Genomic DNA, 23,202 nt, shown 5'->3' with positions numbered 1-23,202 from the left:
AGGGAGTTTTATGACGCTATGATGAAGTTATGCGCCAGTTGTGTGGTTTTTGTCCAGAACATCCAACACCTTGGCGACCAGTGGGCGGGTGATCGCGCGCTTTTCAGAAAGGGCGGTTTGATCGAGGGCGACGCACAGCTCGCCAATAAACCCGAGCGAGCGTGGGATACGTTTGATGATATAGTCGACGACCTCGGGGGCGACGTGCAATTGGCGATCGTTGAAATGCTTGAGCAAGACCACCGTGAGGAGCATGTCGTCGGGAGCTTGAAGTTGCACGACAGCAGTCCCCTCCATCCGGCTTTTGAGGTCAGGTAGGGCGATATTCCAACGGCTTGGAGCGGTGCGCGCCGTGAGTAACAGGAAATGTCCATTCGCAAGGATTAGGTTGTGCAGATGAAACAACAGGGTTTCGCGTTCGCCATCTTGAGCGATCTGATCTGCGTCCTCAAGTGCAAGGGGGGCGCGTGCGAGTTGCTCGATGTTTGAGGCCTCCAGATCGCACGCCTGAAGGATTTGTGCCTGCGTTTGCTCCGCCCAGACGTGCGCCAAATGGGTTTTCCCGGATCCAGTTTCACCACACAGCACGATCTTGCCCAAGGGCCAATCTGTTGGCGCACTTAGGGTCTCCAGAGCATGGGCGTTGGAGGGGGAAACGAAGAAATCCTCGCGCCCAAGGGCCGTCCTTACCGGAAGGTTAAGTGTCAGTTGGCGAGGCATTTTCAGGCTCTTTATTGGAAATTTCAGTGCCTTGGTACAGATAGCTTTGGGTGTACCCTTTGATCCCAAATCGCGTCACGACCCCGATTGAGGCAGCAACAGGAACGGCGATAAGCATGCCGACAAATCCAAACAAGGTGCCAAAAACAGAAAGCGCAAAGATGAGCCAGACGGGGTGTAGGCCCACCGAGGAGCCGACCAATTTTGGCGTGAGGATATTGCCCTCAACGACCTGACCTATCGCAAAGATGATCGCGACAGTGGCGATGGAACCCCATTCGCCCCAAAACTGAAAGAGCGCCAGACCAATAGCCAGACCACCGCCGACAAGCGCGCCAACATAGGGAATAAAGGTAAGCATTCCAGCGACGGAACCAGCCACAAGGCCAAATTGCAATCCCGCAAGCATCAAAGCAATGGCGTAATACGTTCCTAAAATGAGGCATACCGTGCCTTGGCCGCGAATGAAGCTCGCGAGCGTCCTGTCGATTTCGCTGGCCAAATGACGAATGGTTGGTGCGTGGTCACGTGGCAAAAGCGCGTCGATTTTTGCGGTCATATTATCCCAATCAAGGAGCAAATAAAACGCAACGACGGGCACCAAAACTAAAAGCACAATGATGTTCACCAAAGAGAGCGCCGAGGCAAAAGCGCCCTCAATCAATGCTCCACCCTTGGATTTCACGGCTTCGCTTAGGGAGTTTAGCGATTGGCGGATCGTACTTTCACTATTGGCAATATCGGGGAACTTGTTGGTTATAAAATCTCTGATATTGTTGAAATATTCGGGGACTTTGCCAATGAGTTCACTGACTTGGATAACTAAAGTCGGAATAATGAGGAGCGCCATCACCACAAAGACAAAAAGAGACACGAGAGTAATAATCGCTGTGGCAATGACTCTTGAACAGCCTAATCTTTCAAGTCGATCCGCAACCGGATCAAGGAAATACGCAATCGCCCCCCTAAGAGAAAGGGCAGCAGCACATTCCCAAGGGACCAAAGAACGACGAGAAAAACCGCCAAAGCGATGGACCAATACTTGAACTGTTGAGAACTCGAGAGCGCCATTGGAAATCCTTTGTGTTTCGCCCTATGTTGCGCATTGCCCCAATGGTTTCAAGTGTTTCAGACCTTTTAACGATATTGCATGGCAATTACACCGCGGATCACCTTGCCCCATTGAACGTGTGCGCGGTTTGGCATAGAGGATAAAAGACCGAAAATTTGCCAAAAGGGCCTACACATGCGTCTTTCTCGTTACTTTATGCCCGTCCTCAAAGAGACCCCCGCCGAGGCACAAATCGTGAGCCACCGCTTTATGCTGCGTGCAGGGATGATCAAGCAAACGGCCGCTGGGATTTACAGCTGGCTGCCTCTGGGCCTCAAAGTTCTGCGCAATATCGAGAATATCGTGCACGAAGAGCAGGCAAAAGCAGGCCACATTCCGATTCTTATGAGCACCCTTCAACCCGCAGATTTGTGGCGTGAAAGTGGTCGCTATGATGATTACGGCGAAGAGATGCTGCGCGTTCAGGATCGCCACGGGCGGGACATGCTTTATGGTCCCACGAATGAGGAAGCGGTGACGGATATTTTCCGCAGCCATGTCAATAGTTACAAAGACTTACCCCTTACGCTCTATCAAATTCAGTGGAAGTTCCGCGACGAAATTCGCCCCCGTTTTGGCGTGATGCGCGGACGCGAGTTCCTCATGAAAGACGGGTACACGTTCGATTTGAGCAAGGAAGATGCGTTGCACGCCTATAACCGTCATCTTGTGAGTTACTTGCGTAGTTACGAGCGCATGGGCCTCAAAGCCATCCCGATGCGCGCCGACGGCGGGCCGATTGGCGGCGATTATACCCATGAGTTTCTCGTCTTGGCGGACACTGGCGAGAGCGAAGTTTTCTATGACAGCGAGGTCACCGATCTGTCGTTCGGGGATCGCGAAGTTGATTTCGACAATGTGGCCGAATGCGAAGCCGTGTTGCAGGAATTCACTTCGCGATACGCCCGCACCGATGAAACCCATGATGAAGATTTATTCAACTCGGTTCCTGAGGAGCGTCGCCGCACTGCACGGGGCATCGAAGTGGGGCAGATTTTCTACTTCGGCACCAAATACTCCGAGAGCATGGGCGCGACAGTTGTCAACGCGGATCAAAAGCAAGTGCCCGTCCATATGGGCAGTCACGGAATTGGCGTGAGCCGTCTTTTGGGCGCGATCATTGAGGCAAGTCATGACGATAAAGGCATCATCTGGCCGGAAGGCGTGACGCCATTCCATGTTGGTATCGTGAACCTCAAGCAGGGCGATGACGAAGCTGATGCCGCTTGTGAAGCGCTTTATAAGGCCTTCCAGAAAGCCGGTCTCGACCCCCTCTATGATGATCGCAAAGAGCGCGCTGGCGGAAAATTTGCGACAATGGATCTTATCGGTCTGCCTTGGCGGATTACGGTTGGGCCGCGCGGCTTGAAAAATGGTGTTGTGGAACTGACCAGCCGTAAAACCGGTGAAAGCGAAGAAGTCACTCCAGAAGAAGCTATCGCGCGCGTCATCGCGATTTACGCGGCACTTTAAGCGACGATACAGAAGCGCCCCACCACTTGGGGCGTTTCACATTTGCGGCAATTTCAAGCCGGATATTGCCGATTTACGGTTTAAACTTGACGGTTTGCAACCTTCCGCCCAAAGTCCGCCCAATCAACAAGGAGCTGCCTGTGGCGCACCAAACTGCCCCTTTTTCCCGATTTGAATGGATGATCGCGTGGCGTTATTTGCGGGCGCGCCGTTCAGACGGTGGCGTCAGTGTAATGACGTGGATCAGTCTTGTCGGCATTTTGCTCGCCGTCGCCGCCCTCATTATCACAATGGCGGTTCGGGCAGGGTTCCGCGCAGAATTCGTTGATACGATCCTTGGGTCAAACGCGCATGTGACTGTCTATAACTCAGAAGAAATCAACGATTTGGGGCAATCCAGTCGCGTGATGCCCGATTATGCCGCGCGTGCCGAAGCCATTGCTAATGTTCCCGGTGTGACGCGCGTTGCGCCCTTGGTGCGTGGCAATGTCATGGCGAATAGCGGTGATCAAAATACCGGCGCTCAGGTTTTTGGGATTTCGGCCGACGATTTCGCGGGTATTCCTCGTATTGCCAATCCTGAAACATCGATTGGGGACATTGCGCAGTTTGATGAGGGGATCGCGATTGGTCGAGAGATGGCCCGTACTTTGAACCTCGATGTGGGGGATGCGATTACGTTGATCTCGCCAAATGGGGTGAAAACGGCCTTTGGAACCAGCCCTCGGGTGAACGTTTACGAGGTCGTTTATGTCTTCTCGGCTGGGCGCTATGACATTGATAACGTTCGAGTTTACCTTCCGTTTGAAGAGGCGCAAAGCTTCTTTAATCGGGAAGGTGTAGCAGATGAATTGGAGGTCATGGTCGTTGATCCAGAGGGCGTGGATGACATGACGCCTGCGCTGTTGGCTGCGGGCGGAGAGCGGACGTTGTTGTGGTCTTGGCGAGATCGGTCGGGCGGGTTTTTACGGGCCTTGGCGATTGAGGACACGGTGATGTTTGTACTGATGGCGGTGCTGGTTTTGATCGCGAGCCTGAATATTGTGTCGGGTTTGGTGATGCTTGTGAAGAACAAAGGGCGCGATATTGGTATCTTGAGGACCATGGGTTTGACCGAAGGGTCCGTGATGAGAATATTCTTTATTTGCGGGGCTTTAGTCGGTGTTATCGGGACGATTTTGGGTGTCATTTTAGGGTGTTTATTCGCGCTTTATTTCGACCAGATTTTGGCCTTTGTGAACGGGGCTTCGGGGGGGATGTTTGGGATGCTTCGGTTCGGGGTATCTATAAATTACCTGCGAAATTGATGTGGCAGGATGTGGTGAAGGCGGTTTCGTTATCGCTCATACTGTCTTGTATTGTAACGATTTTTCCGGCTCGTCGGGCTGCGCGAATGAACCCTGTGGAGGCGTTACGGTATGAGTGATGTTTTGGAACTTGTTGGGATTGAGAAATCTTACCACACTGGGAAACCCAATCAGATCAATGTGTTGTCTGGTGCGGACCTGAAAATTACGCGGGGCGAGGTTGTGGCGCTTGTGGCGCCTTCGGGGGCTGGGAAGTCGACTTTGCTGCATATTGCGGGTCTTTTGGACTCTGCGAATGGCGGCGTGGTGCGGATTGCGGGGCAGGACGTGGCGGGGCTTTCGGAGCGGCGTCGGACGGGGATTCGGCGGGCCGAAGTTGGGTTCGTTTATCAATTCCATCACTTGCTACCTGAGTTCTCGGCTTTGGAAAATATCGTTTTACCTCAGTTAGTTAATGGGACTTCACAAGGGGCTGCGGAGGCGCGGGGGCTTGCGCTTTTGGAGAGTGTCGGACTCGCGGCGCGGGCGGGGCATCGGCCTGCGGAACTGTCGGGCGGGGAGCAGCAGCGGGTTGCGTTTTGCCGCGCTTTGGCGAATGCGCCGAAGCTTTTGCTGGCGGATGAACCGACGGGGAATTTGGACCCTGAAACGGCGGAAGTTGTGTTTGAAGCCTTGATGACTTTGGCGCGGGATGAAGGATTGTCGGCGGTGATTGCGACGCATAATCCTGAGTTGGCGGCACGGATGGATCGGATCGTTCGGCTGGAAAATGGGCGACTTGTTTAAAGTTTTTAAAGTCGATTCTGGCCTGTTTTTAAAGTTTTTAAAGTGGAATGAAGGGTTTCTTGCTGCGGCGTGCGGATTAAGGATGCGTTAATGTGAACAGGGTGCTGTTGGAGCGCGCGCCATGCCTTCGGATTTGATACGGGGTGGTTGTTTCGAACGGTGCGATATGACAGCCACGTTCCACAACGGGGCGGCCACTTGATTTGATTTTGCCCGACCATCGAAAGGACCAAATTATGACGAGTTTTACACCAGCCGAAGTACGGGCAAATCTTGTCAATAAATTGGGAAAGGAACATGGTGAGGCGTATTACTATGTTTCGAACTCGTTTATTAATTTGAAGATAAAGTGGAGATTTTTTCAGAACTTTTTTGTTGGTTCGCCAGAGAGAGTCGAATTGCTGAATAATGTTTTACCGATTTTTTTTCACGTAGTGGAAAAAAGCCTTTTTCGGGAAGTTATTTTGGGTATTTGCCGCTTGCTAGATCCTATTAAAAATGGCCGAAATGACAATCTAAGCCTTCTTCAATGGTTCGAATTCCTTCCGGATGGAAGCGACAAGGAAGATATGAGAAGAAGAATTGCAGCTCTCGAGAAGACTGCAATTGGATGTCGGCGGCTTAGAAATAAAGTTTTGGCTCATTCAGACTTAAACGTTGCTGTGAACGCTGAACAAATTGATGGGGTTACTTCCGAGGAAATAATTGCTGCCCTTCGCGAAATTGAAGACACTTTTTGTTTTTTCACCCGTGTTTTTCTTGAAACCGACAGCGATTGGGATGCACTACTCCCTTTAGAAGACGAGTTTCGAGTTCTAAAGCGTCGAGCTTAAATATTGAATCGATAGGATTCCGTTGAGTTCAGTTTTGTGATTCACTCTGGTTGGGAGGATGGATCATGTCAGCAGCATTACCGATGGCGCTTCGGGCGCGGTTTCAAGAGTACATTGAGGAAGGGTTGAGCGGTCGTGCGGCGGCGGCGCGTTTGAAGGTTTCGGCGGCCACGGGCGTTCGCTGGCTTCGCAGAATCCGTGAGCGAGGCAATGCCACACCGGATGTCCAAGGGCGACCAAAAGGACACGGAAAGCTCGCGCTCCACCGTGAGTTTCTTGTAGAGTTGGTCGCGCAGGATGGTGACATCACACTGCCAGAACTGGCCGGAGCGCTGAAGGCCGCCACGGGTGTTGTTGCCCATTCTGCATCTATCGGACGGTTCCTGCGCAAACTTGGTTACACGTACAAAAAAAGTCACTGGTGGCCACCGAGCGGCTCCGCGCCCATGTGAAGCTGCGTCGTCGGGACTGGTTCCGGTACCGTATTCCGGCAATGCAAGCGCATCCTGAACGGCTCGTCTTCATAGACGAGACGTCAGTAAAAACCAATCTGACCCGACTACGTGGGCGCAGTCTATGCGGAAAGCGTCTGGAAATGGACGCACCGTTTGGGGCGTGGGGCACTCAGACGTTCATTGCAGGCCTGACGCAAGATAACCTGATTGCACCATGGGTCATCAAGGGGGCGATGGATGGTGAGGCGTTTGAAGTCTACGTCCGCAATGTCCTTGCCCCGGAACTGCGACCAGGCACTGTCGTCATTTGCGACAACCTTGCCACCCATTACAACAAGGCGGCTGCAGAAGCCTTGCGGGAAGTCGGGTGCTGGTTCCTCTACCTGCCGCCGTACTCACCCGATCTCAACCCCATTGAAATGGCCTTCTCAAAACTCAAAGCCCACCTTCGAAGGATCGGAGCCAGAACATTTGACCAGATGTTCGATGCCCTCGCCAAAATTTGCAATCTCTTCACGCCAGACGAATGCTGGAACTTCTTTTGTGAGGCGGGATACGGATCAAGTTAAAAGCTCGATGCTTTAGAGATACTTTTCGACGGAGTTCAATTGGAACGTGAACGGCAAGACGCAACAGAAAAGGCTCTAAAGGAAAGAGACCATGGAGCACTTCGCGAAATGGGTAATGTTCAAAGACCTAACTGGCTTAGAAATAGTGAACCCTAAACATCCAGCTCCTCAACAAACCGTGCATTCTCCTGAATATACTGGAACCGCATTTCGGGTTTTTTGCCCATTAGACGCTCGACGAGGTCGGCGGTTTCGCCGGGTTCGTCTTCGTCGATGGTGACGCGGATGAGTTTGCGGGTGAGGGGGTTCATTGTGGTGTCTTTTAGGTCTTTTGCGTCCATCTCGCCGAGGCCCTTAAAGCGGGAGATTTTGATTTGGCCTTTGCCACCGATACCTTTTTCGAGGGCGGCGTTTTTCTCGGCTTCGTCGAGGCAATAGAGGCGCTCGGAGCCTTGGACGATGCGGAACAAGGGCGGGCAGGCGAGGTAGAGGTGGCCTGCGTCGATCATCGGGCGCATTTGGGTGAAGAAGAACGTCATCAGGAGGGCCGCGATATGGGCGCCGTCGACGTCCGCATCGGTCATGATGATGATCTTCTCATAGCGCAGATCGTCGAGGTTGAATTTGGTGCCGAGGCCGACGCCGAGGGCTTGAGCTAGGTCGCTGATTTCGGCGTTGGTGCCGATTTTATTGGAGGCCGCGCCGAGGACGTTGAGGATTTTACCCTTGAGGGGCAGGAGGGCTTGGGTTTTGCGATTGCGCGCCATTTTGGCGGAGCCACCCGCAGAGTCCCCTTCCACGATGAAAAGCTCGGTGCCTTCGCGGGAGTTGGAGGAACAGTCGGTGAGTTTACCGGGGAGGCGGAGTTTTTTGGTCGCGGTTTTGCGTTGGGTCTCTTTTTCCTGACGGCGCAGGAGGCGTTCTTCGGCGCGCAGCACGAGGTAGTCGAGGATCGCGCCTGCGGCTTTTGTGTCGTTGGCGAGCCAGTTATCGAAGTGATCGCGGACCGAGTTTTCGACCATTTTATGGGCGGCTTCGGTGGAGAGGCGGTCTTTGGTTTGGCCGACGAATTGCGGGTCGCGGATAAAGCAGGAGACGAGGGCGCAGGCACCAGACATCAGGTCTTCGCGGGTGATTTGCGCGGCCTTTTTGTTGTTCACCAGTTCGCCGTAGGCGCGGATGCCTTTGAGGAGGGCGGCCCAGAAACCGGCGACGTGGGTGCCGCCTTCGGGGGTTGGGACCGTGTTGGTGTAGGATTGGATGAAGCCGTCGCGGGCGGGGGTCCAGTTGACGGCCCATTCCACGGAGCCGGGAACGCCGAATTTTTCTTGAAAGGTGACTTTGCCTGCGAAGGGCGCGTCGGCGTAGGTGGAGGAGGTGCCGAGGGTTTCGTTGAGATAATCCGCGAGGCCACCGGGGAAGTGGAAGGAGGCTTCGAGTGGGGTTTCGCCATCGTCGACTTCGGATTTCCAACGGATTTCAACGCCTGAAAAGAGGTAGGCTTTGGAGCGGGCCATTTGGAACAGGCGTTTGGGTTTGAATTTCTGGCTGCCGAAGATGTCGGCGTCGGGGTGGAAGGTGACGGAGGTGCCTCGGCGATTGGGGGCGGCACCGATTTTCTGGATCGGGCCTTGGGGGACGCCGCGGGAAAATTCCATCGCGTAGAGTTCGCGGTTTTTGGCGACTTCAACACGCAGGTGATCGGAGAGGGCGTTGACCACAGAGGAGCCAACCCCGTGCAGGCCGCCCGAGGTCTCATAGGCGTCGCCGCCGAATTTGCCGCCTGCGTTGAGGGTACAGAAGATGATTTCGAGGGCGGTTTTTGTCGGGTCTTTGGGGTGGGGATCAATCGGGATGCCACGACCGTTGTCGCGGATGGTGACCGAGTGGTCGGCGTGGAGTTCGACCTCAATGCGGGTGGCGTGGCCCGCGACCGCTTCGTCCATCGAGTTGTCGACGATTTCGGCGACGAGGTGGTGGAAGGCGCGCTCGTCGATACCGCCGATATACATGCCAGGGCGCAGGCGCACGTGCTCCATATCCTCAAGGATTTGGATGGAAGAGGCGTCGTATTCTTTTTCAGGAACGGAGCCAGAAAGAAGGTCGTTTGCCATGATGCGCTGCTCATTTTTGATTTTGGTTGCTGGCTATTGTGACATTGGGATGCGGAGCAAGCAAGCGGTAGCGCGGTGATTTTGTACAAACGGGCCTTCATTTATGGCAAGCGTGTCTGTTGGCCTCCCCGCGAAGGGGAAGCCGCGCGTTTAGAAGATGCCGTTACAGATAACCATGATGACAAGCGCGACCAGCCAGTAGCCAGCGTTCACTTTGCGGGCGTAGTCGGAGTGTTGCGCGAAGGCACCGTTGGCATAGCCCATCACGGTGAAGGCGAGAGTTGCGAGGATGACGGTGAGGAGGGCGTCGGAGGCGGCGGTGACGGCAACAAACCAACTCATGAGAAAGAGGCCGAGGGCTTGGCTGATCATCGCGACTTTGGGCATTTCCGATGAATCCCCCAATTTAACGCCAACACCTTCGGCCCATTTGACGCCAAAGAGTTTGGGGGAATACCAAAGCCAGCCAACAACAAAGGAAACGATTGCTCCGACAAAAACGGCGGCCCAACTTACGCCCGAAAAAATTTCCTGCATTTTTGCTCCTGTTTTTATGTATGCATTTGTTACGCGTGGCGAAATTGTGCCACAAAATGTCGAAAACGCATAAAGTATTCGTAAGTTCGCCCTATGGTGACGTGAGGGTGGAATTTTACACCTCTCCATTCTTGCATTGCTCAGAAAACAGGCGTAAGCGAAATTCATGCTTAAAGAAATGTCATACGGCGCGCATATGCGTGCAATCGTCGTCCTTGGTTTGCCCCTCATTGGTAGTCAACTTGCGCAGTTTGCGGTCCATATGACCGACACGCTGATGCTGGGATGGTATTCTGTGGATGCGCTGGCGGCGGGTGTTTTGGGCACGTCGTTTGCGTTTATTCTGTTCATTCTGGGCAGTGGTTTCGCGGGCGCGGTTGTGCCCCTCGTGGCGGCCGCAGATTCGCAGGGTGATCCAGTGCAAATTCGCCGTGTAACGCGCATGGGCATGTGGGCGGTCGGGTTTTTCTCGGTCGTTGTGATGATTCCGATGATTTATTCCGCGCCGATTTTGATTGCGGCGGGGCAGGACCCCGAGCTGTCACTGGCGGCGCAATCCTACTTGCGCATCTCGGCACCGGGGATGTTGCTCGCGCTTTTGGCGACGGTTTTGCGGATGTATCTTTCGGCGCTGGAACGGGCGAACGCGGTTTTTTATGCGTCGCTTGCGGCCGTGGGTTTGAATATCGTGATGAATTACGCGTTCATTTTCGGCAACTTTGGCGCGCCAGAGTTGGGGATTCGCGGGGCGGCGATTGCCTCCCTTGGGGTGAACGCGCTTTTGCTGATTTATATGGGGCTTTATGCGATCCGCAAATTGCCCGAGCATGAATTATTCGTGCGGTTTTGGCGGCCCGATTGGGAAGCTTTTCGCGAAGTTGTGCGCCTTGGGACACCGATTGGGATCACCAGTTTGGCGGAGGTTGGCTTGTTTAACCTTGCGACCCTGATGATCGGTTGGTTGGGGACGATTCAACTGGCGGCACACGGGATTGCGCTGCAGATGGCGGGCGCGGTTTTCATGGTGCATCTTGGCCTGTCAGCCGCGGCGACGATCCGTGCGGGCCGTGCTTACGGCATCCGTGATGAAGCGCATTTGCGCCGTGGCGCGCTGGTGGCGACGCTGGCCTCGTTTATTCTGTCGTTGTTTGGGGTGGCGCTTTTTGTGCTGTACCCAGAGTTTTTGGTCGGTGCTTTTATTGCGCCTGACGATCCTTTGCGCGGTGAAATCATCGTTATGGGCACGGGTCTGTTGCTACTGGCGGGGATTTTTCAGGTGGCGGACAGTTTGCAAGTCATGTCGCTTGGCTTGCTGCGGGGTCTTCAGGACGCGCGGATTCCGATGTGGATCGCGGTTTTGTCCTACTGGGGCTTGGGCGCGCCCGCGAGTTATTATTTGGGCACCGTCATGGGCTATGGCGCGCAGGGCGTTTGGGGCGGCCTTGTGATCGGCCTGTCGGCGGCGGCTGTATTGCTGACGATGCGGTTTTGGATGCGGTCGGTGAAAATCGGGCAAGCCTAGAAGCTGTTAGCCGCGCCCTTTTAGGATGCGGTCGGCCTTTTTGCGCACCAAAACCGTGCGCAGATCATGCATCGCGAGCAAGAGCGTATCGGTGATATCGTCGAGATTCTCATCCGTTGCTTTGCTCTGAACCCATTGCGTGGTGATGTTGAGGTAATCCACCGCGCGGTGGATATCATCGATATCGCGTTGCGCCAGCAGGCTGCGCCGATCCGAGAGCCATTGGGTGATCGCGGCCTTCTCGGGGTCCGACAAAGGCCGATCCCCGTGGGGTTTTATCTCGCCATTGCGCACGTTAACCACGGCGATTTGATCCATCTCGATGCGCCGCTGGCGGTTTTCCGTATCAACACGAAAAACCGCAGCCCCGTTTTCACGGATTCGGAAGTAAAACTCGGGCAGCTCACCAGCCATTTAGATATCCTTCACTCGTCAAATTGCCCCGTTAAGAGAGTGCCGCGCAGAATGTTTGGATGCGCGTGCAGGCCTCTATAAGGTTCGTGTCGGAAGTAGCGTAGCTGACACGGAAGTTGGGCGATAGTCCGAAGGCCGCGCCAAACACCACCGCAACGCCCGTTTCTTCGAGAAGGGCGGTTGCGAAGACCTGATCGTCGGTGATTTTGGTGCCTGCGGGGGTGGTTTTGCCAAGGCAACCTGCGATGTTGGGATAGACATAGAACGCGCCGTCGGGTGTGGGGCAGGTGATGCCTTCGGCGGAATTGAGCATTTCCACAACGAGGTTACGGCGGCGTAGGAAGGTGGCGTTATTCACCGCGAGGAAGTCTTGCGGGCCGTTGAGCGCTTCGACCGCCGCCCATTGGGAAACCGAGCAGGGGTTGGAAGTTGATTGGCTCTGGATTTTGCGCATGGCCGCGATCAAGGGCTGTGGTCCCGCCGCATAGCCAATCCGCCAGCCCGTCATCGCGTAGGCTTTGGACACGCCGTTGCAGGTGAGGGTGCGCGCGTAAAGTTTGGGTTCAACCTCGGCGGGTGTAGCGAATTTGAAGTCGTCAAACACGAGGTGCTCATACATGTCGTCGGTCATCACCCATACATGGGGATGACGCAGAAGGACATCAGTGAGGCCTTTGAGTTCCTCGGCGGAGTAGCCCGCACCCGTCGGGTTGGACGGCGAGTTAAAGATCAGCCATTTGGTTTTCGGGGTGATCGCGGCTTCGAGCTGTGCCGGTGTCATTTTGAAGCCGGTTTCGATGCCCGCTTCTACGGCGACAGGGGTGCCGCCCGCGAGTAAAACCATGTCGGGATAGGAGACCCAATAGGGCGCGGGAATGATGACTTCGTCGCCTGGGTTCATTGTCGCCATGAGGGCATTATAGAGGATTTGCTTGCCGCCCGTGGCCACGGTGACCTGTGCGTTAACATAAGAGAGGTTGTTGTCGCGCTTGAGCTTGGCACAGATCGCGGATTTGAGTTCTGCAATGCCATCCACAGCGGTATATTTGGTTTTGCCAGCGGTAATCGCCGCGATCCCTGCGTTTTTGATGTTCTGGGGGGTGTCAAAATCGGGCTCACCAGCTCCAAGCCCGATCACGTCTTTGCCCGCGGCCTTAAGTTCGGCGGCAAGGTTGGAAACGGCAATCGTGGGGGAAGGTTTGACGCGTGCAAGAGTTTTGGAAAGAAAATCATCAGGAATGCTGGACATGGGAGGCTCCGGTTTGTATCTGCCGGAACCATGTCTTAGGCTCACATCGATGCGCTGACAAGCAAAAGGACGGGTAGATGAACCAAGAAATCCTGAATGAGACTCCGGAGAATCGGATCAAACGGATGCAAATGCGCAGCTGGCGGCGCGGCATCAAAGAGATGGATATGATTCTCGGACCCTTCTCGGACACCGAATTGGTGGGTATGGACGCGGCGACTCTCGATACCTACGACGCGCTTTTATGGGAAAATGATCAGGAACTCTATACTTGGGTGAATGGCACAAAGCCAACGCCAGAACGGTTTTCGGCGATTATCACGACAGTTTGTGCGCACACTTTCAAAAAATAAGTCAAAAATTTTCAGATCAATTTCTAAGATTTAACCGAATGTTCGGTTTTTGCCGCGAATGTCGTTTCAAAGATAAACGCGGAGAGATTTATGAGTATGCATTCCAAGCTGGCGGTACCAACCGTTCAGGGATTTATGACCGGATACCTAGAGGCATTGGCCCTTGTGGAGCGGCTTCACAGACTACTCCTTGACGTGATCAAGGACGAATTTGAGCGCGTGGGCGTGCTTGAGATTAATGCGGTTCAGGCGCTGTTGTTGTTTAACATCGGCGAGAACGAGGTTACCGCAGGGGAGTTGAAAACCCGCGGATATTATCAGGGTTCCAATGTTTCGTATAACCTAAAAAAACTGGTTGAAATGGGCTATATGCACCATCAACGCTGTGAAATTGATCGTCGTTCCGTGCGGGTGCGCCTTACGGAAAAGGGGCGGTATATTCGCGATGTTGTGAATGATTTGTTTATGCGCCACGCCGATGGGCTTGAGTCAAAGGGTGTGTTGGGCGCGGATGGGATTGAGGAAATCAATGTGTCCCTGCGCCGTGTCGAACGGTACTGGACCGATCAAATCCGCTATATTTACTAAGAATTTATGCAGCGCTGTGAAGGGCCCGAAGCACAATGCGCCTCGGGCCTTTTGCACGAATATCTACCAGTGGCCGGTGTTTTCCATGCTCGCCCAAGGTTCAGCGGCGGCGAGGTTCGCGCCTTTTTGCAACAATTCGATCGAGATATTGTCGGGGGAGCGTACAAAAGCCATATGCCCGTCACGGGGAGGGCGATTGATGACGACGCCCGCATCCTTCAATGTTTGGCAGGTGGCATAGATGTCGTCTACTTCATAGGCCAAGTGGCCAAAGTGACGGCCATCACTTGGAAGATCATCGTCGCCATCCCAATTATAAGTAAGTTCAACTGGGCATTCTTCTTGACCCTCGGCTGCCATGAAAATAAGGGAAAAACGCCCTTTTTCACTATCATAACGCTTGGTCTCTTTGAGGCCAAGGAGCGCAAAGAACGCCATCGATGCCTCGAGGTTTTTGACGCGCACCATCGTGTGAAGATATTTAATACCCATTACAGAAATCCTTTGTTGATTTGCGCACAGAGTGCCCCGAATTACCGCGAAGGTTCAAGGGTTGTAAGGGGCGGGTCGTTAGAAACTGCTGCGAAATCCAAGGCCCAAGCCAAAACCGTCTGCAGAGAATAGGGCGGCGTTAGAGTATTTACGCGCATAGGAAAAGTCGAGGACCGGCGCGAAGCCATAATATTCGAAATCGTCAAAGAACATTGAAAGCGTCGCGACTCCGAGGTGGTCTACGCGCTTCTCGCCTTGAGTATATCTTGATTTTTCAAACACTTGCCCATCATATTGAAGAGACAGGCTGGTTGTGGCCGAGAAAAACGGCTTAGCCCAAGTATAGCTGATGCCACCACCTATGGCGTCATTTGCAAGGTCCGAGGCGCGGCCAAATTTTGGATCGCCAATAAGATTGGTGGTGCTCGCCGTGATATTCCAACTAAATATCCCGCCGGATTCCGTTGCGCGCCGTTGCTGTATAACCGCCAGTACTCTCCCTGTGTCGCGCGCATGGTCGTCCAATCGCGAGTTGGCTTCTGTGAAAAGGGAGAATTGCAAAATACTGCCACTTTCCTGTCGGTGGAGCAGGGAATATTTAAGCCAGATCAAGTTGCTCAGAGGCTCGCCGCCATAGCGATAGCGCCCGACCGAAGCCTCAAAGGAATGGGCATTCATGCTTGAGGGGGCCGCGAAGTCATAGGCGGCATAGAGTTTGAAGCTGCTGAAGGCGTAGTCGCTGCCCTTGGCGTCGGGCGCTATGGATATGGCTTCTTCGGACAGCTTGTATTGGCGCGTTTCAATATCGCCGCCAAACCTTAAAGTTTTGCTCTTAGAGAGCGGCTTTTCGTATTCCACCCGTCCGCCAACCACGAGGCCCATACCAGAAAGAGGTTTGTTGCGGCCAGAAATAATAAGGGGAAGGCCGCCAATTATCACGACATCGGAGTTGGAGCCGTTGTTGATGTTGGAGGAGGGGCGCAGGGAAAACCGAAAGTCCATTGACCACGGATTTTGGCTGCGGACATACTGTAAATCTCTGATTGCTATGTTTTTTTCTGCCTCGCTGGGGGCGGTTTGCGCGGCACGGCGCAGCCAGATTTGCGCGAAGGTATGCGAGCCATCCGAGGCGAGGGCCTGAGCGACGACCAAAGCGGCGTTGTATTTTTGTGAGTCGGTTACCGCTACGCTCCACGCTTTCTTTCCAGCTTTAGATGCGGCCTTGAAGTTCCCCAGATTGCGTTCGGCGACCGACAAGATGAGGAGAGCATTCAGATCTTGCGGATCGCGAATGAGCAACCCATTAGCAATTTGGCGTGCGGCAACGGGTTGGCCGCCAGCTAGGTAATGAGCGGCCGCAGATCGCGCTTCTTGAGGGGAAAGACGGACTTCGGCTTGCGAAGCGGTCGCAACGCAAGCCGAAAATAGAAGGGATAGGAGGAGTGGTCTGAGATGCATTGGCCGCTAGTCCGCAGCGATAAAGACGCCCGTTTCTTGGACCGTTGGATCAGCTATGCGCACCGCGCCAACCACTTCTTCGCTGTTGGGGCCTGAGAAAACTGCCGAATAGGTGCCGGTCCTATCACCCGAATGTGCGGTCCCTTCGATGATGCCACTGTCCGTAAAAGCAGAAGTTTCATCTAGTACAAGGGCCTCAAGTGCCCCGATGCGTGTGCCGTTTGTGTCGTATTCGAAGCGTTCAGTAATAAAGCCGTGGATGGCGCCGGTTAGGTCAAAATCGTTAGGATCGACGTAAACCAAGACCTCTCCGCTCGAAAGAGTGATCGCTTCGGCGGGGGATGTGGCATCATCGTGCACGAGAATGCCAGCATAATTGCCATCATAGCGCAATTCACCTGTGGGGCGGGTAACATTGTTCGAAGCGCGGCCAATCATGGCGCCACCGTGGCCGAAGTCAGCGTAAATGCCGCCGCCTTCTCCATTGATGTGGTTGCCACTGCCTGCGGCACCAGCGCGGCTATAGGCGGATTGGCTATAGACGGCGTAATACTGAACGTGGCCTTTCTCGCCAACTTGCTGGCTCGCGTAGACTTGGAACTCTGGAAGGGCCTTGATGCCAGTATTTACATAGCGTCCAGCATCGCCATCGAACGGCAAGTTGTTGATAACGAGTTGGTCATTGGCAGCATCGTAGACCAGATTGTTCATATCATCGTCGTCGCCGATATAGTTATCGGTCGTGGCAACAGAGCCGCCCGTTTCTTCGTCCGAGCCGGCGCCGCCAAAGGGGGGGTGCCGGTTGCACAGGCTGACAGTGTCAGGGCGGAACAGAACAATAGGAATTTATACATAAGTTGGACCACTGCTTTCGTCTCAATTTTTGTTAAAAGTCCCCGCAAAGCGTGTGAAAGTCAATGATGGAGAGGCGTTAGGGTCGGTTTTTCAGCATGTGTTGTTTTTCAAGATCACTGAGGAAATTACCCCTCATTTTGTGGCCAAGGTCGTATGGATTCGTATATATAGGGTTGGAAACGAGTCGCATCCCCACAAACGCACATCCGAACGAGGACCAGCCATGCCCCTAAGCCCAGAGCAGCTTGCCGAAATTGAAGCCCTTCGCGCCTCCCCGCAACCCACGTTGCGCGCCGTTGCGCCGGGGATGGAAAAGCATCTTTATACCGCGCAGGAGGTGTTGGATCACGGGTTTGTTCGGGTTGTCGACTATATGGGCGACGACGCGGCGATCTGTCAGGCGGCGCGGGTTTCCTATGGCAAGGGCACAAAATCGGTTCAGAATGACAAGGGGTTAATCCGGTATTTGATGCGCCATTGGCACTCGACGCCGTTTGAGATGTGCGAAGTGAAGCTGCATGTGAAACTGCCGGTTTTTGTGGCGCGGCAATGGATTCGGCATCGCACGGCGAATGTGAATGAATATTCGGCGCGGTATTCGATTTTGGACCGCGAGTTTTATATTCCAGCGCCCGAGCATTTGGCGGCGCAGTCGGTGATCAACAATCAAGGACGTGGCGAGACCTTGACGGGCGACGAAGCGGCGCGGGTTTTGGAAATCTTGAAGTCGGATGCCAATCGCGCCTATGACAACTACGAAGCGATGATGTCGGATGAAGGGCAGCAAGGGTTGGCGCGGGAATTGGCGCGGATGAACCTGCCGAGCAATATCTATACACAATGGTATTGGAAAGTGGACCTGCACAACTTGTTCCACTTCCTGCGGTTGCGGGCGGATAGCCATGCGCAATATGAAATCCGTGTTTATGCGGATGCGATTGCGAAGGTTGTGGCGGATTGGGTTCCGGCGGCCTTTGGGGCGTTTGAGGATTACCGGATGGGCGGCGCGAACCTGTCTGCGCAAGCCTTGGATGTGATCCGTCGCCGTTTGAAGGGCGAAGAGGTGACGCAGGAAAACTCCGGTATGGCGGCGCGGGAATGGCGGGAATTCGTGGATATGATTGAAGGGTGATTGGTTGAGGCATTTCTTCGTCGGCCTATTCGCGATTGGCCTGTTCCTTGGTTTAATCTTTGGGGCAGCAATTGCGATTTGGCTGAGTGCCGAAATTCATTTCTTGATCGCTGGAAATGCTTTTCTTCTGAGCTCCTTCGGCGTTTTGGTCGGCGCAGCGCTTTCGTTTTTGGTGCAGCTTTACTTTGAAGATATACTGCGGCTACTGCACAATCCGAACGTTGCGATGTGAGATGATGCGGAAGTTATCAGTTACTTGATCTCGAAAGTTGCGCCACTTTTTTGGGACGACCTCTCGCATAAAGTTCAAGATTGGGTTGGCGAAGTGTTTTTGCGTTGGATAGTGCCGATTATGGGTGACGTGGCTGTGCATGACGGCCCAGAGCCTCTCAATGGGATTGAGATGAGGGCAATAGGGCGGTAGTTGGATCAGGTGAATGCGACAGTTTTTGCGCGACAGGAACGCTCTGACATTGGGGCCTTTGTGGTATGGGGCATTGTCCCAAATGACGTGAATGATACGTTTGTCAGGGTTTCTGGCCTCAATTTTGGCGAGAAGCTGAACGGAGCTGACCCCATCGACGGTGGTTGGTTCAACGAAGGGCGCGTCAAAGGTTTCCAGGTTCAGAGCGCCGTGAATGTTCACGCGCCCAGATGTCGTTTGGATGGCGGGATTTGACCCTTTGCGAGCCCAACCATGGCTGGGTTTGCTTTGATATTCCGGATGAACTGCATCCGAGAAGTCGACGGCCTCGTCGGCAGGCAAGTTATTCAGTAGGTTCGTATGAAATGCGATGAATGCGGCCTGCTTTTCAACGTCAGCCACACGGGGCAGCGCCTTTGGTTTGCGATACTCGAACCCCAGACGGGCCAGAAGCTTGATGCAGCCAGAATGAGATAGTGGATGTTGAATTTTGCACCCATATAGGCTCTGATCTGCGCCGTTGAACGGCAGAACCGTTCCTCAAGCCATTCGCTCAAATCCGCCTCATGAGCAATCGTCATCCGTGACTGCCCGCCTTTCCACCCATCGTAGGCGACGGCCTCCCAGTCCTCAGCCAAATATTGCTTGTGCCAGCTGCGCACCGTGTCGTCGTCCAGAAACAGAACCTTTACGATTTGGGCACATGACATCCCATCATTCAGCAGCGAAAGCGCATTCGCCCGCCGCGCAACCCCGTAATCCTCACGCTGGCGCTTCACGCAGGATAAAAGCTCAAGGCGGTCTGCAGTGGTAAGAAAATTAGGGCGGATCATAAAGACACCTGAAACTCATTCGCTCAGTCCACCAATGCAAAAGTCGGGTGTTCAAAAAACCCGAGTATAAGAGAAAACGTCAGGCTGATTTCGATCAGTACGCTTCTCTCTTGGTTAAGCTTCAAGAGGTTGTCCAGCAGTTAGATGTTTTACATCTAGTTTTGAATAGGGCTTATGAAAAAAAAACTTGGAGTTTCAGGTATTGGATGCTGATCAAAAACGCGTGGAATTATTCTATGGTTTTGATCCGGCGGCTTTCGCTCCAAAAGAAATTAATTTTTCGACAGAGGAAAAGGGTGCCGCGCTCAGATGTGGGAAGCTTGATTTTTACAACAAAGTTACTGGCGTTGATTTGCTTTATCAGGGAGTTTTGATTGGCCTTACCGATTTGACCGAGCAAAGAGCCGATATTTTAGTTATGAAAAATCTTAAAATAACTGAAAATGGTGGAGCAGTATTGAGGTTCGATAGTGAGACCAATCCGGAATTTAGGCATCGATTGAGGCAATACGAAGACAGTTTCAATTCAGTACTGCTGAATGTTGAAAAACAAGAAGCCAATTTTACGACGCTTATTGAGAAATTGATGACATTACTACAAGATTATGGCGCGAAACTAACCCTTAGCCGAAAAAAACTAAAAACTTAACGGTAAATAACTGCAATTTTTGCAAGTGGTTTGGCTAGAATTTTGCGAGAGAAACCGTCACGGCCACCGCCAATTTAGCATGCATTTCAGGCCCGTAGTGGACGCCATCCATTTCACTAACTTCAATGTAGTCGCCTGCGTTTAGGTAGGCTGTGCCGTGGCGGGTGGCGATGTCTTTGAGCAGGGCGGGGAGGGCGTTGGAGGCGGTTTCGCCGTTTGCGAATTTCTCGGTGAGGAAGCCAATTTCGCGCACGGGGGGCGGGGCGATGAGGAGGAGTTTGAAGCCGTTGTGGCGGGTTTGCATCTCGTCGGAGAGGGCGGTGGCGACCAAGCCTTCAATGTGGGCAGCGATTTCTGTGGCGGAGAGGGCAAGGTGTGTTTTGACGTCATTGGTGCCGAGCATCAACGTCATGTAGTCAATCGGTCCACAGCTTTGGAGCGCGATGGCGAGGCCGAGGCGTCCGTCCATATGGTCGCCCATATCGGTTGGATCGGGGGTGGCGGCGGTACGTCCCGGGAGGCCCGCTTCGATCAAATCCCAACCAAGGGAGGCGGCCACGCGGGTTGGCCAGCGGGTTGCCGCATCATATCGTTCACGGATACCATCGGCATAAAGCGGGGCGGCGCCATAGGTGTTGCTGTCGCCAAAAGTAAGAAGTGTGGTCATGAGTGCCTCTAAGGATGTTGTATTTCCCACAGAGTATCAAATGCGCAAAAAAAAAACACCCTGCGAAATTCGCAGAGTGTTCATTTTCATCATGGCGTGAGCCAAGAAGAATTTAGTCAACCAGTGCCAAGTTATCAGCAGAAGCGCGACCGTCACGGCCTTCTTGAAGGTCGTAGGTAACTTTTTGGTTGTCGGCAAGACCTGTGAGGCCCGCACGTTCAACAGCAGAGATGTGTACAAATACATCGGATCCGCCAGCGTCAGGTGCAACAAAGCCGAAGCCTTTAGTAGAATTAAACCATTTTACGGTGCCAGTAGCCATTTCCGTAGTCTCCTATTTTGGCCGCCCACAACATGCGGCGGTTTGGTGATCAGCCCTTGTTATAAATCGAACCGGCTGCTCAGAAGGAGATAGGCGGAAGAATAGAGTCTGTCGTCACATCACCCGTATGACGGATAATGTGGGAAATCGCAAGGGATTCCTTTGAAATCTTTGAGTTAGCATCCGTTTTTTACCAAAAAAGATTGAAACGGCCCGAAAAAGAACGGGCCGTGTAATCTTTTAGAAAGGTTTAGCCAACAGTCTTGATGTTGCCTGCGGATTCACGTCCGTCGCGACCGGCGACCAATTCGTATTCCACTTTTTGGTTGTCTGCTAGACCAGTCAGACCAGCTTGTTCAACAGCCGAGATGTGAACAAAAATGTCCGATCCGCCTGCGTCTGGTGCGATAAAGCCGAAGCCTTTAGTTGTATTGAACCACTTAACGGTGCCGGTAGCCATCCGTTTTCTCCCTAATCAATCTTACCCAATCGCGGAATTGCGGCGGGCTGTGTCGACAGGTATTTTACGGAGGTGTGCATCCCGAGGGATGCGGGTCTTCCAAAAATCTGTTAACACGTCAAAATCGTTAGCTGAATTCTCATAAAAGGCAAGAAGTTTCGGAAGTTGGGCGCGAAATTGTCGGGAAACACAGTGAAAATCGGAAAAATCGAGGGCTGAGATGAAAATTTGGACTTTGAAGAATTGCGATACATGTCGCAAGGCTGTGAAGGAATTGGAAGCTGAATTTGGCGCTCTTGAGCGGGTAGATGTGCGGGATGATGGAGTGGCACCCGTTGATTTGGCCCGATTTTATGCGGCATTTGGCGAGGATATTTTGAACCGCCGGTCAACCACATGGCGCGCACTTTCTCCCGAATCACGCGAAGGGAACCCGCTGACCCTTTTGGCCGCGCATCCGACTTTGATGAAACGCCCTGTGATACAACTGGATGAGCGTTTGTTTTTAGGATGGGGTAAAGACGTGCAAGCGGAGTTAATGCAAAGTAAATAGCCCCACCCTAAGGTGAGGCTTGCAGGCTGGTTTGTCCTTAGAGTTTAGGCTTGGGGACGGCGACCTAGGAGAATGCGGTCAACCGAGAGGGGGCCAGCGCCCTTAATGACGAGCACAACAAGAACTGTGATCCAAAAGAGGCGCTGATCAAGGATCCCGCTGTCTGGAGCGCCATCAAACCAAGCGCCGAGGGTTCCGGGCTGGTTGATTCCGCCGTGTCCGTAGAGATCGGTAAGGCTCTGGACAAAGATAAATCCGATCATGCCAATTGCCCCAAGCCGTGTGAAAAGCCCCAGAACGATGAGTGCGGGAAGGATGAATTCCGCCCACATCCCCGCAACCGCAACCGCCCAGTAAAACCACCCGAGTTGGCTTGTATCATAGCTAACAGCCTCGGCGGCCTTGGGGAAAATCTGGGCGTAGGCCCCAGCGGAAGGCGACAAAAATCCAAAAACCCCGTCGCCGAGTTTTGTAAGGGCCGAGTTCCAGTAGTAAACCAGCAAGGTCGCCGCAAAGGTAAAACGCGCAAGGGTCGGGAGGAGCCATGTGCCCGCAAATTTGGTCAGGAGACGAACTGCGAAGTCATATAATGTGAGGAGCGCGTGCATAAAATATCCTAAATCAGGTCAATATGGGTGATGGCCCCGCCGGCAAGAAGGGCGCCGAGGACCGTTGTGAGATCGAATTCGGGTATTGTGCTGGCCGCCTCAAAGGCAGCCCCGAAGCTCATGTTTTTGCCGAGGGTTTCGATGAAATCCGCCCCGCCAGCTGGTAGGAGAGTCACTTCGGGGTCAAAGTCCGGACGGGTGAGCAAAACATCCTGCGCGCTGGGGGTGACCGCGGGTGCATCGGGGCGCGTGTTCACCAGATAAATCGCATGAAGTGGCCAAGGCGAGCGCAGGATTTTCACGGCGGGTGCGAGGGTGAGACGCGCCGCCATAAGGGCGTCGGGGGAGATGGATTGCAGGGTCTCAGCCGCGATGGGAGGGGCGTCCGCTGCGTGATATGAGGCGCGAAGAGCCAGTTCAAGACGTGCAACATCGGGCAGATAGGGCAGGTGCGCGACGGGTTCGAATTTGGCTAGAAAGGCAGGCATTTCAGCGCCATAGAACATCATGAGCGGGGAGCGTGGCGGGTGGGCGCGCAAGTAAACCCCAGCGACGGCGTCGAAAAACTCTTGGCCGACAATGCGACAGAGGACTGGAAAGGCTTGGCCTAAAGATTCGGTGAGGGAGACCGCGACATTGTTGCGATAGACCGAGAAACGTTTGCCGGCGGGAGAGCCATCGGGGCCGATAAGGCCCGTCGGGGGGGCGTGTCCGGGTC

The 23,202-nt window shown here is 53.7% G+C and carries 26 protein-coding genes and 2 pseudogenes; 12 read left to right on the top strand and 16 right to left on the bottom strand.

Features of this window, described 5'->3' with window-relative positions:
* Positions 1-27: 27 nt before the first annotated feature.
* Together RC74_RS00650 and RC74_RS00645 are read right to left on the bottom strand one after the other, a co-directional pair.
* Positions 28-720, bottom strand: coding sequence for an HdaA/DnaA family protein (locus RC74_RS00650; protein ID WP_039000150.1), 693 nt, complete (start codon positions 718-720; stop codon positions 28-30).
* A pseudogene (locus RC74_RS00645) lies at positions 698-1,791 on the bottom strand (AI-2E family transporter). The gene RC74_RS00650 and the pseudogene RC74_RS00645 overlap by 23 nt, the downstream one beginning before the upstream one ends.
* Before the next feature lie 175 nt (positions 1,792-1,966).
* Here RC74_RS00645 and proS point away from each other — a divergent pair.
* The 5 genes and pseudogenes from proS (at position 1,967) to RC74_RS21505 (ending at position 7,254) form a co-directional block, all read left to right on the top strand.
* Entirely contained in the window at positions 1,967-3,304 is a 1,338-nt protein-coding gene (gene proS / locus RC74_RS00640) for a proline--tRNA ligase (protein ID WP_039000147.1), read from the top strand.
* Positions 3,305-3,444: 140 nt separating this feature from the next.
* Positions 3,445-4,730 (top strand): annotated as a pseudogene (locus tag RC74_RS00635) (lipoprotein-releasing ABC transporter permease subunit).
* Positions 4,723-5,397, top strand: a complete 675-nt coding sequence (locus RC74_RS00630) for an ABC transporter ATP-binding protein (protein ID WP_039000146.1) — start codon at positions 4,723-4,725, stop codon at positions 5,395-5,397. Before RC74_RS00635 ends, RC74_RS00630 begins: the two are co-directional and overlap by 8 nt.
* A gap of 236 nt (positions 5,398-5,633) precedes the next feature.
* Complete coding sequence (locus RC74_RS00625) at positions 5,634-6,230, top strand: AbiU2 domain-containing protein (protein WP_039000145.1); 597 nt, start codon at positions 5,634-5,636, stop codon at positions 6,228-6,230.
* A 65-nt stretch (positions 6,231-6,295) separates the two neighbouring features.
* Positions 6,296-7,254 (top strand): IS630 family transposase gene (locus RC74_RS21505; protein WP_156477400.1). Its coding sequence is split into 2 segments (ribosomal slippage): positions 6,296-6,637 and positions 6,640-7,254, totalling 957 coding nucleotides; the frame shifts between segments, so codons are not numbered across the junction.
* Between the two features lie 152 nt (positions 7,255-7,406).
* Here RC74_RS21505 and parE read toward each other — a convergent pair.
* Positions 7,407-9,368, bottom strand: coding sequence for a DNA topoisomerase IV subunit B (parE, locus tag RC74_RS00610; protein ID WP_039003308.1), 1,962 nt, complete (start codon positions 9,366-9,368; stop codon positions 7,407-7,409).
* Between the two features lie 150 nt (positions 9,369-9,518).
* Positions 9,519-9,905 carry a DUF1761 domain-containing protein gene (locus tag RC74_RS22465; RefSeq protein ID WP_039003309.1) on the bottom strand — a complete coding sequence of 129 codons (387 nt, stop codon included), beginning with the start codon at positions 9,903-9,905 and terminating at the stop codon, positions 9,519-9,521.
* A gap of 166 nt (positions 9,906-10,071) precedes the next feature.
* Here RC74_RS22465 and RC74_RS00600 point away from each other — a divergent pair, with 166 nt between their 5' ends.
* Positions 10,072-11,427, top strand: a complete 1,356-nt coding sequence (locus RC74_RS00600) for an MATE family efflux transporter (protein WP_039003310.1) — start codon at positions 10,072-10,074, stop codon at positions 11,425-11,427.
* A 6-nt stretch (positions 11,428-11,433) separates the two neighbouring features.
* Here RC74_RS00600 and RC74_RS00595 read toward each other — a convergent pair whose 3' ends face one another.
* Positions 11,434-11,841, bottom strand: coding sequence for a hypothetical protein (locus tag RC74_RS00595; protein WP_039003311.1), 408 nt, complete (start codon positions 11,839-11,841; stop codon positions 11,434-11,436).
* A gap of 31 nt (positions 11,842-11,872) precedes the next feature.
* A complete protein-coding gene (locus RC74_RS00590) occupies positions 11,873-13,090 on the bottom strand; it encodes a pyridoxal phosphate-dependent aminotransferase (protein WP_039003312.1) in 1,218 nt (405 codons plus the stop codon).
* 77 nt (positions 13,091-13,167) lie between these two features.
* On the opposite strand from RC74_RS00590, the gene RC74_RS00585 reads away from it, so the two are divergent.
* On the top strand, positions 13,168-13,443 hold the full coding sequence (locus tag RC74_RS00585; protein WP_236940003.1) for a succinate dehydrogenase assembly factor 2: 276 nt from the start codon (positions 13,168-13,170) through the stop codon (positions 13,441-13,443).
* 90 nt (positions 13,444-13,533) lie between these two features.
* Positions 13,534-14,031, top strand: a complete 498-nt coding sequence (locus tag RC74_RS00580) for a MarR family winged helix-turn-helix transcriptional regulator (protein ID WP_052274951.1) — start codon at positions 13,534-13,536, stop codon at positions 14,029-14,031.
* A gap of 63 nt (positions 14,032-14,094) precedes the next feature.
* On the opposite strand, the gene RC74_RS00575 is transcribed toward RC74_RS00580, so the two are convergent.
* The 3 genes from RC74_RS00575 to RC74_RS00565 form a co-directional block, all read right to left on the bottom strand.
* Positions 14,095-14,523: a VOC family protein gene (locus tag RC74_RS00575; protein WP_039003313.1), complete on the bottom strand. Its 429-nt coding sequence runs from the start codon at positions 14,521-14,523 to the stop codon at positions 14,095-14,097.
* A 78-nt stretch (positions 14,524-14,601) separates the two neighbouring features.
* The gene (locus RC74_RS00570; RefSeq protein WP_039003314.1) at positions 14,602-15,981 is read right to left on the bottom strand and encodes a surface lipoprotein assembly modifier; all 1,380 of its coding nucleotides are present in this window, start codon (positions 15,979-15,981) and stop codon (positions 14,602-14,604) included.
* Positions 15,982-15,987: 6 nt separating this feature from the next.
* Positions 15,988-16,692 carry a hypothetical protein gene (locus RC74_RS00565; RefSeq protein WP_062628103.1) on the bottom strand — a complete coding sequence of 235 codons (705 nt, stop codon included), beginning with the start codon at positions 16,690-16,692 and terminating at the stop codon, positions 15,988-15,990.
* A gap of 367 nt (positions 16,693-17,059) precedes the next feature.
* Here RC74_RS00565 and thyX point away from each other — a divergent pair, with 367 nt between their 5' ends.
* Together thyX and RC74_RS00555 are read left to right on the top strand one after the other, a co-directional pair.
* Positions 17,060-17,968: an FAD-dependent thymidylate synthase gene (gene thyX, locus RC74_RS00560; RefSeq protein WP_039003319.1), complete on the top strand. Its 909-nt coding sequence runs from the start codon at positions 17,060-17,062 to the stop codon at positions 17,966-17,968.
* A 4-nt stretch (positions 17,969-17,972) separates the two neighbouring features.
* A complete protein-coding gene (locus RC74_RS00555) occupies positions 17,973-18,200 on the top strand; it encodes a hypothetical protein (protein ID WP_156477391.1) in 228 nt (75 codons plus the stop codon).
* Here RC74_RS00555 and RC74_RS22805 read toward each other — a convergent pair.
* Positions 18,171-18,833, bottom strand: a complete 663-nt coding sequence (locus RC74_RS22805) for an IS630 family transposase (protein WP_236940099.1) — start codon at positions 18,831-18,833, stop codon at positions 18,171-18,173. The two genes, RC74_RS00555 and RC74_RS22805, sit on opposite strands and share 30 nt — an antisense overlap.
* Positions 18,740-19,225, bottom strand: a complete 486-nt coding sequence (locus tag RC74_RS22800; RefSeq protein ID WP_052275035.1) for a helix-turn-helix domain-containing protein — start codon at positions 19,223-19,225, stop codon at positions 18,740-18,742. Before RC74_RS22800 ends, RC74_RS22805 begins: the two co-directional genes overlap by 94 nt.
* A gap of 202 nt (positions 19,226-19,427) precedes the next feature.
* Here RC74_RS22800 and RC74_RS00545 point away from each other — a divergent pair, with 202 nt between their 5' ends.
* On the top strand, positions 19,428-19,874 hold the full coding sequence (locus tag RC74_RS00545) for a hypothetical protein (protein WP_062628102.1): 447 nt from the start codon (positions 19,428-19,430) through the stop codon (positions 19,872-19,874).
* Between the two features lie 34 nt (positions 19,875-19,908).
* Here RC74_RS00545 and RC74_RS00540 read toward each other — a convergent pair whose 3' ends face one another.
* From RC74_RS00540 to RC74_RS00530, 3 genes are all read right to left on the bottom strand, one after another.
* Positions 19,909-20,541 carry a GDSL-type esterase/lipase family protein gene (locus tag RC74_RS00540; protein ID WP_039000948.1) on the bottom strand — a complete coding sequence of 211 codons (633 nt, stop codon included), beginning with the start codon at positions 20,539-20,541 and terminating at the stop codon, positions 19,909-19,911.
* A gap of 112 nt (positions 20,542-20,653) precedes the next feature.
* Positions 20,654-20,863 (bottom strand): cold-shock protein, encoded by a 210-nt coding sequence (locus RC74_RS00535; protein ID WP_039000949.1) that lies wholly within the window; start codon positions 20,861-20,863, stop codon positions 20,654-20,656.
* Positions 20,864-21,113: 250 nt separating this feature from the next.
* Entirely contained in the window at positions 21,114-21,323 is a 210-nt protein-coding gene (locus RC74_RS00530) for a cold-shock protein (RefSeq protein WP_039000950.1), read from the bottom strand.
* Positions 21,324-21,543: 220 nt separating this feature from the next.
* Between RC74_RS00530 and RC74_RS00525 the strand changes: the two genes are divergently transcribed.
* Positions 21,544-21,876: an ArsC/Spx/MgsR family protein gene (locus tag RC74_RS00525; RefSeq protein ID WP_039000951.1), complete on the top strand. Its 333-nt coding sequence runs from the start codon at positions 21,544-21,546 to the stop codon at positions 21,874-21,876.
* Between the two features lie 44 nt (positions 21,877-21,920).
* Here the strand turns inward: RC74_RS00525 and RC74_RS00520 are convergent, their stop codons facing one another.
* Both RC74_RS00520 and RC74_RS00515 read right to left on the bottom strand, forming a co-directional pair.
* Complete coding sequence (locus tag RC74_RS00520; protein WP_039000952.1) at positions 21,921-22,484, bottom strand: DoxX family protein; 564 nt, start codon at positions 22,482-22,484, stop codon at positions 21,921-21,923.
* A gap of 8 nt (positions 22,485-22,492) precedes the next feature.
* Positions 22,493-23,173 (bottom strand): HvfC/BufC N-terminal domain-containing protein, encoded by a 681-nt coding sequence (locus RC74_RS00515; protein WP_335339599.1) that lies wholly within the window; start codon positions 23,171-23,173, stop codon positions 22,493-22,495.
* Between the last annotated feature and the right edge of the window lie 29 nt (positions 23,174-23,202).

The sequence above is a fragment of the Falsihalocynthiibacter arcticus genome, from assembly GCF_000812665.2.
GTDB lineage: Bacteria > Pseudomonadota > Alphaproteobacteria > Rhodobacterales > Rhodobacteraceae > Falsihalocynthiibacter > Falsihalocynthiibacter arcticus.
The sequence above is the reverse complement of the archived record's forward strand: the minus strand, read 5'-3'. Positions and strand labels throughout refer to the sequence as shown.